Annotated in this window: 12 protein-coding genes; 10 read left to right on the forward strand and 2 right to left on the reverse strand. The window is 61.2% G+C overall.

The features are described from left to right. Nucleotides 1–36: 36 nt before the first annotated feature. Together tynA and paaZ are read right to left on the reverse strand one after the other, a co-directional pair. Entirely contained in the window at nucleotides 37–2,310 is a 2,274-nt protein-coding gene (tynA, locus tag ACMGGQ_RS08770; RefSeq protein WP_406914961.1) for a primary-amine oxidase, read from the reverse strand. 205 nt (nucleotides 2,311–2,515) lie between these two features. After that, the gene (paaZ, locus tag ACMGGQ_RS08775) at nucleotides 2,516–4,555 is read right to left on the reverse strand and encodes a phenylacetic acid degradation bifunctional protein PaaZ (RefSeq protein ID WP_420289873.1); all 2,040 of its coding nucleotides are present in this window, start codon (nucleotides 4,553–4,555) and stop codon (nucleotides 2,516–2,518) included. Nucleotides 4,556–4,839: 284 nt separating this feature from the next. Here paaZ and paaA point away from each other — a divergent pair, with 284 nt between their 5' ends. Genes paaA through pcaF form a run of 10 tightly spaced genes read left to right on the forward strand, consistent with a single transcriptional unit; the run spans nucleotide 4,840 to nucleotide 13,005 of the window. Continuing rightward, entirely contained in the window at nucleotides 4,840–5,769 is a 930-nt protein-coding gene (gene paaA, locus ACMGGQ_RS08780; protein WP_048222992.1) for a 1,2-phenylacetyl-CoA epoxidase subunit PaaA, read from the forward strand. A gap of 11 nt (nucleotides 5,770–5,780) precedes the next feature. After that, nucleotides 5,781–6,068: a 1,2-phenylacetyl-CoA epoxidase subunit PaaB gene (gene paaB / locus ACMGGQ_RS08785; RefSeq protein ID WP_008502380.1), complete on the forward strand. Its 288-nt coding sequence runs from the start codon at nucleotides 5,781–5,783 to the stop codon at nucleotides 6,066–6,068. Nucleotides 6,069–6,076: 8 nt separating this feature from the next. Beyond that, on the forward strand, nucleotides 6,077–6,823 hold the full coding sequence (gene paaC, locus ACMGGQ_RS08790) for a 1,2-phenylacetyl-CoA epoxidase subunit PaaC (RefSeq protein WP_325818449.1): 747 nt from the start codon (nucleotides 6,077–6,079) through the stop codon (nucleotides 6,821–6,823). Nucleotides 6,824–6,834: 11 nt separating this feature from the next. After that, on the forward strand, nucleotides 6,835–7,332 hold the full coding sequence (paaD, locus tag ACMGGQ_RS08795; protein ID WP_048030646.1) for a 1,2-phenylacetyl-CoA epoxidase subunit PaaD: 498 nt from the start codon (nucleotides 6,835–6,837) through the stop codon (nucleotides 7,330–7,332). 7 nt (nucleotides 7,333–7,339) lie between these two features. Continuing rightward, on the forward strand, nucleotides 7,340–8,410 hold the full coding sequence (paaE, locus tag ACMGGQ_RS08800; RefSeq protein WP_196352335.1) for a 1,2-phenylacetyl-CoA epoxidase subunit PaaE: 1,071 nt from the start codon (nucleotides 7,340–7,342) through the stop codon (nucleotides 8,408–8,410). Continuing rightward, the gene (gene paaF / locus ACMGGQ_RS08805; RefSeq protein WP_420289874.1) at nucleotides 8,407–9,174 is read left to right on the forward strand and encodes a 2,3-dehydroadipyl-CoA hydratase PaaF; all 768 of its coding nucleotides are present in this window, start codon (nucleotides 8,407–8,409) and stop codon (nucleotides 9,172–9,174) included. The genes paaE and paaF overlap by 4 nt, the downstream gene beginning before the upstream one ends. After that, nucleotides 9,174–9,962: a 2-(1,2-epoxy-1,2-dihydrophenyl)acetyl-CoA isomerase PaaG gene (gene paaG, locus ACMGGQ_RS08810; protein WP_086374926.1), complete on the forward strand. Its 789-nt coding sequence runs from the start codon at nucleotides 9,174–9,176 to the stop codon at nucleotides 9,960–9,962. Before paaF ends, paaG begins: the two co-directional genes overlap by 1 nt. Before the next feature lies 1 nt (nucleotide 9,963). Continuing rightward, entirely contained in the window at nucleotides 9,964–11,388 is a 1,425-nt protein-coding gene (gene paaH / locus ACMGGQ_RS08815; RefSeq protein ID WP_420289875.1) for a 3-hydroxyacyl-CoA dehydrogenase PaaH, read from the forward strand. Further along, on the forward strand, nucleotides 11,378–11,800 hold the full coding sequence (gene paaI, locus ACMGGQ_RS08820; RefSeq protein ID WP_008502373.1) for a hydroxyphenylacetyl-CoA thioesterase PaaI: 423 nt from the start codon (nucleotides 11,378–11,380) through the stop codon (nucleotides 11,798–11,800). The genes paaH and paaI overlap by 11 nt, the downstream gene beginning before the upstream one ends. Then, entirely contained in the window at nucleotides 11,800–13,005 is a 1,206-nt protein-coding gene (gene pcaF, locus ACMGGQ_RS08825; protein ID WP_420289876.1) for a 3-oxoadipyl-CoA thiolase, read from the forward strand. The genes paaI and pcaF overlap by 1 nt, the downstream gene beginning before the upstream one ends. Nucleotides 13,006–13,019 lie beyond the last annotated feature (14 nt).

Here is a 13,019-nt window from a genome sequence, read left to right on the forward strand (position 1 = left end):
AGGGCAAAAAAAACCGGGCAATTGCCCGGTGGATGGTTATTTTTCGTCTTTTTTCTTTCCGAGCGTTGGCGTCTCGTCGAAGAAGTTCCACGGTTTAAGCAGGGTATGCACCCATTCCGTCGGCATGATCGGCCACTCTTCCGCACGCGCCACGTGGGTGGTGCCGGTGGTCATCCAGACCACGTCATCCTGATCGTTGAGCGACTCGTTATCCTTGCTGTACTGCCCCAGGCCGGTGTCGTGCACGGAGCGGTTAGGGAATTTTCCTTCCGGGTAGAGCTCATCCGGGTGGTACCGGGTCACCCACAGCTGTTTGTCCATAAAGCTCAGGCGATGGTAAATCCACTCGTCCGGCGCAAATTTCGCGCCGGTTGCCACCGGGTGCGTGCCGCCCGCGTAAGGGATGATCTGGTACGATACCGGGTTGCCCATGCGGTTCTCTTTACGGGTGTTGCTCAGCAGGCGAATCGTGCCCGGGTCGAACTTCTGCGCTGCTTGCTGCTCGGTATCAATATCGTACTGATTGATCTGCATGGTGCTGGTGCGCGGGCCACCGGCGGTATTCGGCTTCACTTCCGGATCCATGGCAACCAGCTTGTTGTTGATACCATCCACGTCCATATCAAGACGGAAGTTGTAGATGTGCTGGTGCGTGGTGCCCACGATGTTGTGGTCGATCAGCGTGCCGTATTTTGTATCGTCTTTGGCGGTGGCATCGTGCATGGTTTTCGCCTGCACGCCTTTCACCGCTTCGATACCCGTCGCACCGGCGTCAATGCCGATGGTGCCATTTTCATGGAACACCCAGTCGAAGATGTAATCGTAATTGCCCACGGTACTCACCCAGCGCACCACCAGTTCGCGGCGCTCGGTGCTGACGTTAGGCTGGCCCATCTCCTGATGCTTATATTCCGGGCCGGCGTAGCGCTCGAAAATGGCGATTGCGCGCGGGATCTCCATCGGCGCGCCGGTGTAGTCCGGGATGATTTCATTGAGCATCACCGCGTTGGACGGCACGTCTTTACCGCGCACCAGCGGCGAGGTCAGGGTGCCCATGCCGTAGTCGCCGGAATCAAGATAGGCTTTAAAGTACCAGCCCACGTCCGGATCGCCGTAAGGGACGATCATGCCGCCAAGCGACCCCTGATACATAATCTGGCGTTTTTTGCCGTTGTCGTTATACGTGACGGTTGAAATCATCGGGCCGACGCGGGAGTCCAGGCTCAGGTGGAAGTCCCAGTTCTGCCAGTGCACCATATCGCCGGTAATGGTGTAGTTCTTGCCTTCCGGCTCAATGATGTCGAGCGGTTTTTTCGGCGTCTCTATACGGTCGCGGCCATCGTAGGGGCGCGGCGTCATCGGAACCGGAACAACGGCACCTTCCTCAATCTTCTGGATTTTCTTCTGCTCAAGATCGACCACGGCCACCAGGTTTTCAATCGGGTGCGCCCAGTAGTTGCCGTCGCCGACATCCAGATAGCTCACCACTTTCAGCAGGCGATCTTCCTGCTTCAGGCCATCTTTACCGTCGAAATAGCCGACGGTCAGCGGCGTGGTAATCACTTTTTTCGGGTCGGTGATGCCGTGTTTTTTAAGCACCTCGGCAAACTCCGTGCTGTCGTTGATGATCTGCTGTACCGCGGTGAAATCATCCAACAGCACCATGCCGTGCGCATCTTTCACCGGCTCCCAGCGCAGGATTTTTTTATCCTTCAGATCCACCAGGCTTTCGATAACGTGCTTTCCATCGAGCATCACAATCTTTGCCTGACGCGGGGCATCCACAGCCATACCGTTAAGCACAAAGTCCCACACTTTGGCTTTCTCTGGCTCAGCAAGGGCAATCTGGGTAAAGCGGGTATTCGGTTTAAAATCCGCTGAGGCTTTGACAATCTCAACGGCTTGCTTAATTTCGTCCGCCGTCAGCGCGTTTAGCGGGTGAGGGCGTTTTTCAACCTGGAAAGTCTGGTCAAGACCGGACTGGAAAACATCGTTGATGAAGCTGTCAGAGATAAAGGCTTTTTTGCCTTTCATCACCACCGGCACCTCGAGCTTGAGGGTTTTCCCGTTGACGATGGCGGTTTTCGCGCCCGGTTTGACCTTCACAAAGGCGCCGTCTTTCGCAATGGTGAACATCTGTGCGTAATCATCCCACTGAACGTCGGCGCCAAAGTCCTGCAGCGTTTTGTCCATCGGGACCATATGCGCCTCACTGCCGTGGGCGAAAACAGGGGATTGCCAGGCGCAACACAGCGCAACGGCCATAGCCAGCGCCGTTCTACGGGCAGAAAAAGAAGAATTGCTTCCCATCGTAGACCTCATCTTGTTGTGTTTATTGTGTTGTGACAGCCTTATCCTGACAGGCGCCTGAGAAAAGCGTTTGCCTGCATCTGCCAGATTATTTGCCAGTCTTGCCAGGTTAAAAAAAGAGCGGGGCGATGTCACACCCCGGCTGGTCGTGGTAGGCCGGGTAAGCATCGCGCCACCCGGCAGGAAAGGCGGTGAAGGGAAGGTGTCAGAAATCCCCCTGCTGGCGCGCCACCAGCGTCAGGATGGAGTAGAGCGCCACGGCCTGCTGGTGCTGGTTGAAAATCTCAACCGCCCATTCCACCACGCCGGTTGGTTTTTCCTCGGCGGTGCGCTGTTTCTTCAGCGTTTTACGCTTGCAGGTCAGACGCACCTGAATGGTATCGCCCGGTTTAACCGGCTCGATAAAGCGCAGGTTTTCCATGCCGTAGTTGGCGATCACCGGCCCGACGCCCGCATCAACAAACAGCCCTGCTGCGGCAGAAATCAGGAAGTAGCCGTGCACTACGCGCTCGCCAAAGATCGACTCTGCCGCGCCAATCTTGTCCATATGGGCGTAGAAGTGGTCGCCGCTCAGGCAGGCAAAGTTCACGATGTCCGCTTCCGTCAGGGTGCGGCGCGGCGTCAGCAGGCTGTCGCCCGGCTGTAGCTCCTCAAAGTATTTGCGGAACGGATGCACACGATCTTCCTGCACCGCTGCGCCACGCACCCACTGTTTGCCAATAGCCGCCAGCATCGTCGGGCTGCCCTGAATGGCGGTGCGCTGCAGGTAGTGCTTCACCGCACGCAGGCCGCCCAGCTCTTCGCCGCCGCCCGCGCGGCCCGGGCCGCCGTGCACCAGCTGTGGCAGCGGGGAACCGTGGCCGGTGGACTCTTTCGAGGCTTCCTCGTTGAGGATCTGAATACGCCCGTGGGCGCGCGCCGCACCGGTAATAAACTGGCGGGCAATGTCCAGGTCTGCGGTAACCAGCGTGCCCGCCAGGCTGCCGCCGCCCGCGCGGGCAAGCTGCATTGCGTGGCGCGCGTGGCGATACGGCATCAGCGTCGCAACCGGGCCAAAAGCTTCGGTTGAGTGCACAGCCGGAGTTTCATCCGGCTGCGGGCAGAACAGCAGGGTCGGCGGGTAGAACGCGCCAGCGGCCTGCAAATCCGCTTTGCCACCCAGGCGGACCTGGCAGCCTGCGGCGATCAGTTGCTCCACTTTCTCCTGCACGTCCGCACGCTGTTCGGCGTTGACCAGCGCGCCCATCTTTACCCCTTCCTGCGCCGGATCGCCCACCACCACCTTTTCCAGCCGGGCAACCAGCGCCTGGCTCACGGCGTCAATCTGGCTCTGCGGGACGATAATGCGGCGAATGGCCGTACATTTCTGCCCGGCTTTGGCGGTCATCTCGCGCACCACTTCCCGAATGAACAGGGCAAATTCCGGCTGCTCCGGCGTGACGTCTTCCCCCAGCACGCAGCAGTTCAGGGAGTCGGCTTCCATCGTGAACGGAATGGCATTCGCCACAATATTCGGGTGCACGCGCAGGCTTTGCCCGGTGCTGGCGGAGCCGGTAAAGGTCACTACGTCCTGACTGTCGAGCTGGTCGAGCAGATCCCCCGCACCGCCGCAGATCAGGCTGATGGCGCCGTCCGGCACCAGCCCGCTGTCGACGATGGATTTCACCATCGCCTGCGTCACCTGTGCGGTGGCGGTGGCGGGTTTGATGATGGCGGGCATGCCGGCAAGCCAGGTCGGGGCCAGTTTTTCCAGCATTCCCCAGCAGGGGAAGTTAAAGGCGTTGATGTGCACCGCCACCCCGGATTTGGAGGTCAGGACGTGACGCGCGGCAAAGCCGCCTTCTTTTGACAGCGGGATCAGCTCGTCTTCCGGCCACACGGTGTCATCCGGCAGCTCGCGGCTGCCCAGGCTTGCGTAAGTGAAGAGGGTGCCGATCCCACCTTCGATATCGACCCAGCTGTCTGATTTTGTCGCCCCGGTCTGGGCGGATAAGGCATAAAACGTCTCTTTCTCGCTAAGCAGGTGCTTTGCCACCGCCTTCAGCATGGCCGCGCGTTCGATAAAGGTCATCTCGTGAAGCGCTTCGCCGCCGCGCTCAATCGCATAGCGACGGGCGGCCGCCATGTCCAGCCCTTCGCTGGTCACGCTCCACAGCGCTTCGCCACTGATGGCGTGATGAATAGTGCGTTCGCGGCCCCGGCCAGACTGCCAGGTACCGGATAAGAAGCTGGCTAACTGCTGCATTGCTTATCTCCAAATGTTACGTAATTTACCCATTAATAGTTTGATCATGAATCATAAAAATCAAGCTGAGTTTTAATGAATTGTTAACATTGTGATCCGCTCTGATGAAACACGGCGCGCCAGGACGCTCTTCAGCGGGGCTGTAGTAAAAGCCTTGCGAGCAGCGTCACATAATCAGGAAACAATTCTTGGGGTTATATTTAACCTTTGTGTAACTTTTAAAAAACAAAGTGATTCAACATTACGCTTTAATTTGCAAACTAACGAATCATAAAGGTGATGACGTGACGCAAGAACAACGGTTTGAGCAGCGCATAGCGCAGGAGACGGCGATTGAGCCTCAGGACTGGATGCCTGACGCCTACCGTAAGACGTTGATCCGCCAGATTGGCCAGCATGCGCACTCCGAAATTGTCGGCATGCTGCCGGAAGGGAACTGGATCACCCGCGCCCCGACGCTGCGCCGTAAGGCAATCCTGCTGGCGAAGGTGCAGGACGAAGCCGGACACGGGCTTTACCTCTACAGCGCGGCGGAAACGCTGGGCTGCGCACGGGAAGACATCTACCAGAAGATGCTCGACGGCAAGATGAAATACTCCTCCATCTTCAACTATCCGACCCTGAGCTGGGCCGATATCGGCGTGATCGGCTGGCTGGTAGATGGCGCCGCCATCGTCAACCAGGTGGCGCTGTGCCGAACCTCCTACGGTCCGTATGCCCGCGCGATGGTGAAAATCTGTAAAGAAGAGAGCTTCCACCAGCGTCAGGGTTTTGAAGCCTGCATGGCGCTGGCGCAGGGCAGTGAAGCCCAGCGCCAGATGCTGCAGGATGCCATCAACCGCTTCTGGTGGCCGGCGCTGATGATGTTCGGGCCGAACGACGACAATTCGCCGAACAGCGCCCGCAGCCTGGCGTGGAAAATCAAACGCTTCGGCAACGACGAGCTGCGCCAGCGCTTTGTCGACAACACGGTGCCGCAGGTAGAGATGCTGGGCATGACGGTGCCCGATCCCGACCTGCGTTTTGATGAAGAGAGCGGTCATTATCGCTTCGGCGAGATCGACTGGCAGGAGTTTGACGAGGTCATTAACGGGCGCGGCATCTGCAACCACGAACGCCTGGCCGCCAAACGTAAAGCCTGGGAAGAGGGGGCGTGGGTGCGGGAAGCCGCACTGGCGCACGCGGAAAAACAACACGCCCGCAAAGTGGCTTAAGAGGAATCACGATGAGCAATGTCTACTGGCCGCTGTACGAAGTGTTCGTACGCAGCAAACAAGGGTTATCCCACCGTCACGTGGGCAGTCTGCATGCCGCCGACGATCGCATGGCGCTCGAAAATGCGCGTGATGCCTATACCCGCCGCAGCGAAGGCTGTTCTATCTGGGTGGTTAAGGCGAGCGAGATTGTCGCCTCCCAGCCGGAAGAGCGCGGCGAGTTCTTCGATCCGGCGGAAAGCAAGGTTTACCGCCATCCGACGTTCTACACCATCCCTGACGGCATCGAGCACATGTGAGGCAAAGAATGAATTCAGTGACTGCCTATGCCCTGCGTCTGGGCGACAACGGTCTGGTGCTTTCTCAGCGTCTCGGCGCCTGGTGCGGCCACGCGCCGGAGCTGGAAATCGACCTCGCGCTCGCCAATATCGGCCTCGATCTGTTGGGACAGGCGCGCAATTTCCTGACCTATGCCGCGCAGCGGGAAGGCCAGGGCGATGAAGACACGCTGGCGTTTGGCCGCGACGAGCGCCAGTTCAGCAATGTCCTGCTGGTGGAGCAGCCGAACGGCAGCTTCGCCGACACGATTGCCCGCCAGTACCTGATGGATGCCTGGAACGTGGCGCTGTATGAACGCCTGATCCAAAGCCGCGACGGCCAGCTTGCCGCCATTGCCGCCAAAGCGATTAAAGAGGCGCGCTACCACCTGCGCTTCAGCCGCGGCTGGCTGGTGCGTCTGGGCGACGGGACCGAAACGTCCGCGCAAAAAATGCAGCAGGCCATCAACAACCTGTGGCGTTTTACGGCCGAGCTGTTTGAAGCCGATGACGTCGAACGGGAGCTGATTGAGTCCGGCGTGGCGGTTGACCCGCGCCTCCTGCGCCAACCGTGGGAAAGCGAAGTGTATGCCGGTCTGAATGAAGCCTGCCTGCAGGTGCCCGCCGAGGTGGCGTACCGCACCGGGGGCAAGCAGGGGCTGCATACCGAACATCTGGGCCCGATGCTGGCGGAAATGCAGTATCTCCAGCGCGCGTATCCCGGTCAGCAGTGGTAAAGGAGAACGCTATGCAACGCCTCGTCGACATCGCGCCCGCGCAAATCCCGCAGATCTGGGCGCTGCTAAGCCAGATCCCTGACCCGGAAGTGCCGGTGTTAACCATCACCGATTTAGGCATGGTGCGCAGCGTGAAGGCGCAGGGGGAAGGCTGGGTCATTGGCTTTACGCCGACCTACTCGGGCTGTCCGGCGACGGAACACCTGTTGGGGGCGATCCGCGAGGCGATGACTACGCACGGTTTTACTCCGGTGCACATTGTGCTCCAGCTTGAACCCGCCTGGACCACCGACTGGATGACCCCCGACGCGCGTGAGCGCCTGCGGGCGTACGGCATCAGTCCGCCCGTGGGGCATAGCTGTCACGCGCACGCGCCGGTGGAGGTGAGCTGTCCGCGCTGCGCCAGCACCGACACTTCGCTTATCAGTGAATTTGGTTCGACGGCCTGCAAAGCGCTCTACCGCTGCAATTCCTGCCGCGAGCCCTTCGACTATTTCAAATGTATTTGAGGCTGCCATGACAACGTTTCATTCATTAACAGTGGCAAAAGTGGAACCCGAAACCCGCGACGCGGTGACCATTACCTTTGCGGTGCCGCAGGCGCTGCAGGAGGCCTACCGCTTTCGTCCCGGCCAGCACCTGACGTTAAAAACGACGCTTGGCGGAGACGAGCTGCGCCGCTGCTACTCCATCTGCCGGAGTACCGCTCCGGGCGAAATCAGCGTGGCAGTCAAAGCCATCGACGGCGGGCGCTTCTCCCGCTATGCCCGGGATGAGATCAAAGCGGGCATGGCGCTGGAGGTGATGGTTCCTCAGGGGCAGTTTGGCTACCAGCCACAGGCCGAACGCGAAGGCCACTACCTGGCGATTGCGGCAGGCTCGGGGATCACCCCGATGCTGGCGATTATCTCCGCGACGCTTGCGACCGAACCGAACAGTCATTTCACCCTGATCTACGGCAACCGCAGCAGCCAGAGCATGATGTTCCGCCAGGCGCTGGCGGACCTGAAGGACAAATACCCTCAGCGGCTGCAACTGGTCTCCATCTTCAGTCAGGAGCGGCTGGACAGTGATCTGCTCTTTGGCCGCATCGACGGGGAAAAACTGCAGGCGCTGGCGAAAACCCTGATCAACTTCCGCCAGTATGACGAGGCCTTTATCTGCGGCCCGTCCGCAATGATGGATGACGCGGAAGCCACGCTGAAGGCGCTGGGGATGCCGGACAAATCCATTCACCTTGAGCGCTTTAACACCTCCGGAATCACCGTTAAGCGCGCGGTACACGTGCAGGCGGGCGGACAGAAAGTGACCGTTCGCCAGGACGGGCGCGACCGTGAAATTACCCTGACGGCGGACGACGAAAGCATTCTTGATGCCGCCCTGCGTCAGGGGGCGGATCTGCCGTATGCCTGCAAGGGCGGCGTCTGCGCCACCTGCAAATGCAAAGTGCTGCGCGGGAAGGTGGACATGGCGACCAACTACAGCCTGGAGCCGGACGAGCTGGCCGCCGGGTATGTGCTGAGCTGCCAGTCTTTACCGTTAACCGCCGACGTGATCGTCGACTTCGACGCGAAGGGGATGGCATGAGCGAGCTGACTGTTACCCGTCATGGCCGCGTGCTGCAGCTGACGCTAAACCGTCCGGCAGCGCGCAACGCCCTCAACAACGCGCTGTTGACCCAGCTTGCGGAACAGCTTGAGGCCGCCGCTGTGGATGCCGACATCGCCGTCTGCGTGATTTACGGCAGCGAGCGCTGCTTTGCCGCCGGGGCCGATCTCAATGAGATGGCGGAGAAAGACCTGCCTGCCACCCTGAACGATATTCGCCCGCAGCTGTGGGCGCGTATCAACGCTTTTCCTAAACCGCTGATCGCCGCCGTGAACGGCTTCGCGCTGGGCGCGGGCTGCGAGCTGGCGCTGCTGTGCGACGTGGTGATTGCCGGTGACAACGCCCGTTTCGGCCTGCCGGAAATCACGCTCGGCATCATGCCCGGCGCGGGCGGCACCCAGCGCCTTATCCGTAGCATCGGGAAATCGCTCGCCAGCAAAATGGTGCTGACCGGCGAGAGCATTTCCGCCGAGCGGGCGCTGAACGCCGGGCTGGTGAGCGATGTTTTCCCGGTGGCGCTGACGCTGGAGTATGCCCTGAAGCAGGCGGCCCTGATGGCGCGCCACTCGCCGCTGGCGCTGCAGGCGGCCAAACAGGCGCTGCGGCAGTCACAGGAGGTGCCGCTCCAGGCCGGTCTGGCCCAGGAGCGCCAGCTGTTTACGCTGCTTTCCGCCACTGAAGACCGCCGGGAAGGCATCGACGCCTTCTTACAAAAACGCACCCCCGACTTTAAAGGACGCTAATTGTGGAATTTATTCTCAGTCATGTAGAACAGGGCGTGATGACCATTACGCTGAACCGTCCGGAGCGTCTGAACAGCTTTAACGACGTGATGCACCAGCAGCTGGCCGAGTGCCTGAAACAGGCCGAGCGCGATGACACCGTTCGCTGCCTGCTGCTCACCGGCGCAGGACGTGGTTTCTGTGCCGGTCAGGACCTGAATGACCGCAACGTCGACCCCAACGGCCCGGCGCCCGATCTGGGCATGTCCGTTGAAACCTTCTACAACCCGCTGGTGCGCCGCCTGGCAAAGCTGCCGAAGCCGGTCATCTGTGCCGTTAACGGCGTGGCGGCGGGCGCGGGCGCCACGCTGGCGCTCGGGTGCGACATGGTGATTGCCGCCCGTTCGGCCAACTTCGTGATGGCCTTCAGCAAGCTTGGCCTGGTGCCAGACTGCGGCGGCACCTGGCTGCTGCCGCGCGTGGCCGGACGCGCCCGCGCCATGGGGCTGGCGCTGCTCGGGGACAAACTCAGCGCCGAACAGGCGCAGGCGTGGGGCATGATCTGGCAGGTGGTGGATGACGAACAGCTCTCCACCACGGCACAGCAGATGGCACTGCATTTTGCGTCGCAGCCGACCTTCGGCCTGGGGCTGATCAAGCAGGCGATCAACGCTGCGGAAACCAATACTCTGGACGCCCAGCTCGATCTGGAGCGCGACTATCAGCGCCTGGCCGGGCGCAGCGACGACTACCGCGAGGGCGTCAGCGCCTTCCTGGCGAAGCGCGCGCCGAACTTTACGGGGAAATAAGATGCTGAACATACGGACTGTCGCCGTGATCGGCAGCGGCACGATGGGCGCAGGGATTGCCGAAGTCGCCGCCAGCCATGGTCATCCGGTGCTGATCTACGACATCTCCAGCGATGCGATTTCGCGCGCCATCGACGGGATCCGCCAGCGTCTGGCCTCCCGTGTAACGCGCGGAAAGCTCTCCGCCGATGCCGGCAGCCAGATCCTTGCCCGGCTGGTTCCCGTCACCGATATCGACGCGCTCTCCGCGGCCGATCTGGTCATAGAAGCGGCCTCAGAGCGTCTGGAGGTGAAAAAGGCGCTGTTTGCTCAACTGGCTGAGATCTGCCTGCCGCAGACGGTGCTGACCAGCAATACCTCTTCCATCTCCGTCACGGCGATTGCGGCGGACGTCCACTACCCGGAACGCGTCGCAGGCCTGCATTTCTTTAACCCGGCGCCGGTCATGAAGCTGGTGGAGGTGGTCAGCGGGCTGGCGACCTCCCCGGAAGTGGCCGACGCGCTGTGCGAGCTGGCGCTGAACTGGGGCAAACAGCCCGTTCGCTGCCAGTCAACGCCGGGGTTCATCGTCAACCGCGTCGCGCGTCCGTTCTATTCCGAAGCCTGGCGCGCGCTGGAAGAACAGGTCGCTCCGCCGGAGGTGATTGACGCCGCCCTGCGTGAAGGCGGCGGCTTCCCGATGGGGCCGCTGGAGCTGACCGACATGATTGGTCAGGACGTCAACTTTGCGGTGACCTGCTCGGTATTTAACGCCTTCTGGCAGGAGCGTCGTTTTCTGCCTTCGCTGGTTCAGCAGGAACTGGTGCTGGCAGGAAGGCTGGGCAAAAAGAGCGGGAAGGGCGTGTACGACTGGCAGGGTGAAAAACCTGACGTGCAGTGGGTTGAGTCGGTGAACGACCGCTATAGCCCGATGCGCGTAGAAAAAAGACGTGACGGTGTCACGGAAATAGATGATGTCTATCTGGTTGAAACGCAGGGCGAGACCGCGCAGGCGCTGGCGCTACGGCTCAACGGCCCGGTGGTGGTGGTCGACCGGATTGAGCGTGATGTGGCGGTCATTGCCGCCGCCGCCAGCAACCCGCATACCGCGACGCAAAAAGCCATCCGCTACCTGCAGCAGCAGGGGCATCGGGTGGTGCAAATCGCCGATTATCCCGGCCTGCTGATCTGGCGGACGCTGGCGATGATTGCCAACGAGGCGCTGGATGCCCTGCAAAAAGGGGTCGCCAGCGAGAAGGGAATCGACACGGCCATGCGCCTGGGCGTGAACTACCCGAGCGGGCCGATCGCCTGGGGCGAGCGCCTGGGCTGGCAGCGCCTGCTGACGCTGCTGGAGAACCTGCAGCGTCATTACGGCGAAGAGCGCTATCGCCCCTGTTCACTGCTGCGCCAGCGCGCGCTTCTGGAGAGTAGCTATGAGTCATAACGCCTGGCATAACGCCCGCACCATGTACGAACGGGACGCCTGCGCGCAGGCGATGGGGATGGACATTGTCGAGATGGACGAGGGCTACGCGGTGGTGACCATGACCATTACCCCGCAGATGCTGAACGGCCACAAAACCTGCCACGGCGGCCAGCTGTTTTCGCTGGCGGACACCGCCTTTGCCTATGCCTGCAACAGTCAGGGGCTGGCGGCGGTAGCCTCCGGCTGCTCGATTGACTTTCTGCGACCGGGCTTCGCCGGGGACACGCTCACCGCCACCGCGCGGGTGAAGCATCAGGGCAAGCTGACCGGCGTGTATGACATTGAAATCCAGAACCAACAACAGAAAACCGTCGCCCTTTTTCGCGGAAAATCTCACCGCATCGGCGGCAGCGTGACAGGAGAGGCCTGATGCGTGACGCATTTATTTGTGATGGCGTTCGAACCCCGGTGGGCCGTTACGGCGGCGCGCTTTCCACTGTTCGAACTGACGATCTCGGTGCCGTGCCGCTGCGCGCGCTGCTGGCCCGCTACCCGCAGCTCGACCTGGAGCGGATTGACGACGTGATTTTCGGCTGCGCCAACCAGGCGGGGGAAGATAACCGCAACGTGGCGCGCATGTCGTCGCTGCTGGCCGGTCTGCCGCAGACGGTCTCCGGCACGACGATCAACCGCCTGTGTGGTTCCGGGCTGGACGCGATTGGTTTTGCCGCGCGCACCGTTAAGGCGGGCGACGGCGACCTGCTGATCGCGGGCGGCGTGGAGTCGATGTCCCGCGCGCCGTTTGTGATGGGCAAAGCCACCGCGGCGTTTCAGCGACAGGCGGAGATCTTCGATACCACCATCGGCTGGCGATTTGTGAATCCGCTCATGCATCAGCAATTCGGAACTGACAGTATGCCGGAAACGGCAGAGAATGTAGCTGAATTGTTAAATATCAGCCGTGCCGATCAGGACGCCTTCGCGCTGCGCAGCCAGCAGCGTACCGCGCAGGCGCAGCAGAACGGCGTTCTGGCGCAGGAGATCGTCCCGGTGCCGGTGCCGGGTAAAAAAGGGGCGATCACTGAGTTCAGCGTGGATGAACATCCGCGCGCGGACACCACGCTCGAACAGCTTGCCGGGCTGAAAACGCCGTTCCGTAAGAACGGGGTGGTCACGGCCGGAAATGCCTCCGGGGTTAACGACGGCGCGGCGGCGCTGATTGTCGCCAGCGAGAAGATGGCGCTGGCGCAGGGGGTAGTTCCTCGCACGCGGATCGTGGCGATGGCGACGGCGGGCGTGGAGCCACGTCTGATGGGGCTCGGCCCGGTACCGGCCACCCGCAGGGTGCTGGAGCGCGCCGGACTCAGTATTCACGATATGGACGTCATTGAGCTTAACGAAGCTTTCGCCGCGCAGGCGTTGGGCGTGCTGCGTCAGTTGGGCCTGCCGGATGACGCCGCGCACGTCAACCCGAACGGTGGCGCGATTGCGCTGGGCCACCCGCTGGGCATGAGCGGCGCCAGGCTGGCGCTGGCCGCGAGTAACGAACTGCACCGATGCGGCGGGCGCTACGCGCTGTGTACGATGTGCATCGGTGTGGGTCAGGGCATTGCCATGATCCTTGAGCGTGTTTGAGCATAAAAACAATG

This window comes from Enterobacter sp. BNK-13 (genome assembly GCF_048685015.1).
Lineage (GTDB): Bacteria > Pseudomonadota > Gammaproteobacteria > Enterobacterales > Enterobacteriaceae > Enterobacter > Enterobacter quasiroggenkampii.

Excerpts from the sequence above, each read along its gene's own strand:
- tynA (WP_406914961.1), bottom strand. The coding sequence starts at position 2,310 with ATGGGAAGCAATTCTTCTTTTTCTGCCCGTAGAACGGCGCTGGCTATG.
- paaZ (WP_420289873.1), bottom strand. The coding sequence starts at position 4,555 with ATGCAGCAGTTAGCCAGCTTCTTATCCGGTACCTGGCAGTCTGGCCGG.
- paaB (WP_008502380.1), top strand. The coding sequence starts at position 5,781 with ATGAGCAATGTCTACTGGCCGCTGTACGAAGTGTTCGTACGCAGCAAA.
- paaC (WP_325818449.1), top strand. The coding sequence starts at position 6,077 with ATGAATTCAGTGACTGCCTATGCCCTGCGTCTGGGCGACAACGGTCTG.
- paaD (WP_048030646.1), top strand. The coding sequence starts at position 6,835 with ATGCAACGCCTCGTCGACATCGCGCCCGCGCAAATCCCGCAGATCTGG.
- paaE (WP_196352335.1), top strand. The coding sequence starts at position 7,340 with ATGACAACGTTTCATTCATTAACAGTGGCAAAAGTGGAACCCGAAACC.
- paaF (WP_420289874.1), top strand. The coding sequence starts at position 8,407 with ATGAGCGAGCTGACTGTTACCCGTCATGGCCGCGTGCTGCAGCTGACG.
- paaH (WP_420289875.1), top strand. The coding sequence starts at position 9,964 with ATGCTGAACATACGGACTGTCGCCGTGATCGGCAGCGGCACGATGGGC.
- paaI (WP_008502373.1), top strand. The coding sequence starts at position 11,378 with ATGAGTCATAACGCCTGGCATAACGCCCGCACCATGTACGAACGGGAC.
- pcaF (WP_420289876.1), top strand. The coding sequence starts at position 11,800 with ATGCGTGACGCATTTATTTGTGATGGCGTTCGAACCCCGGTGGGCCGT.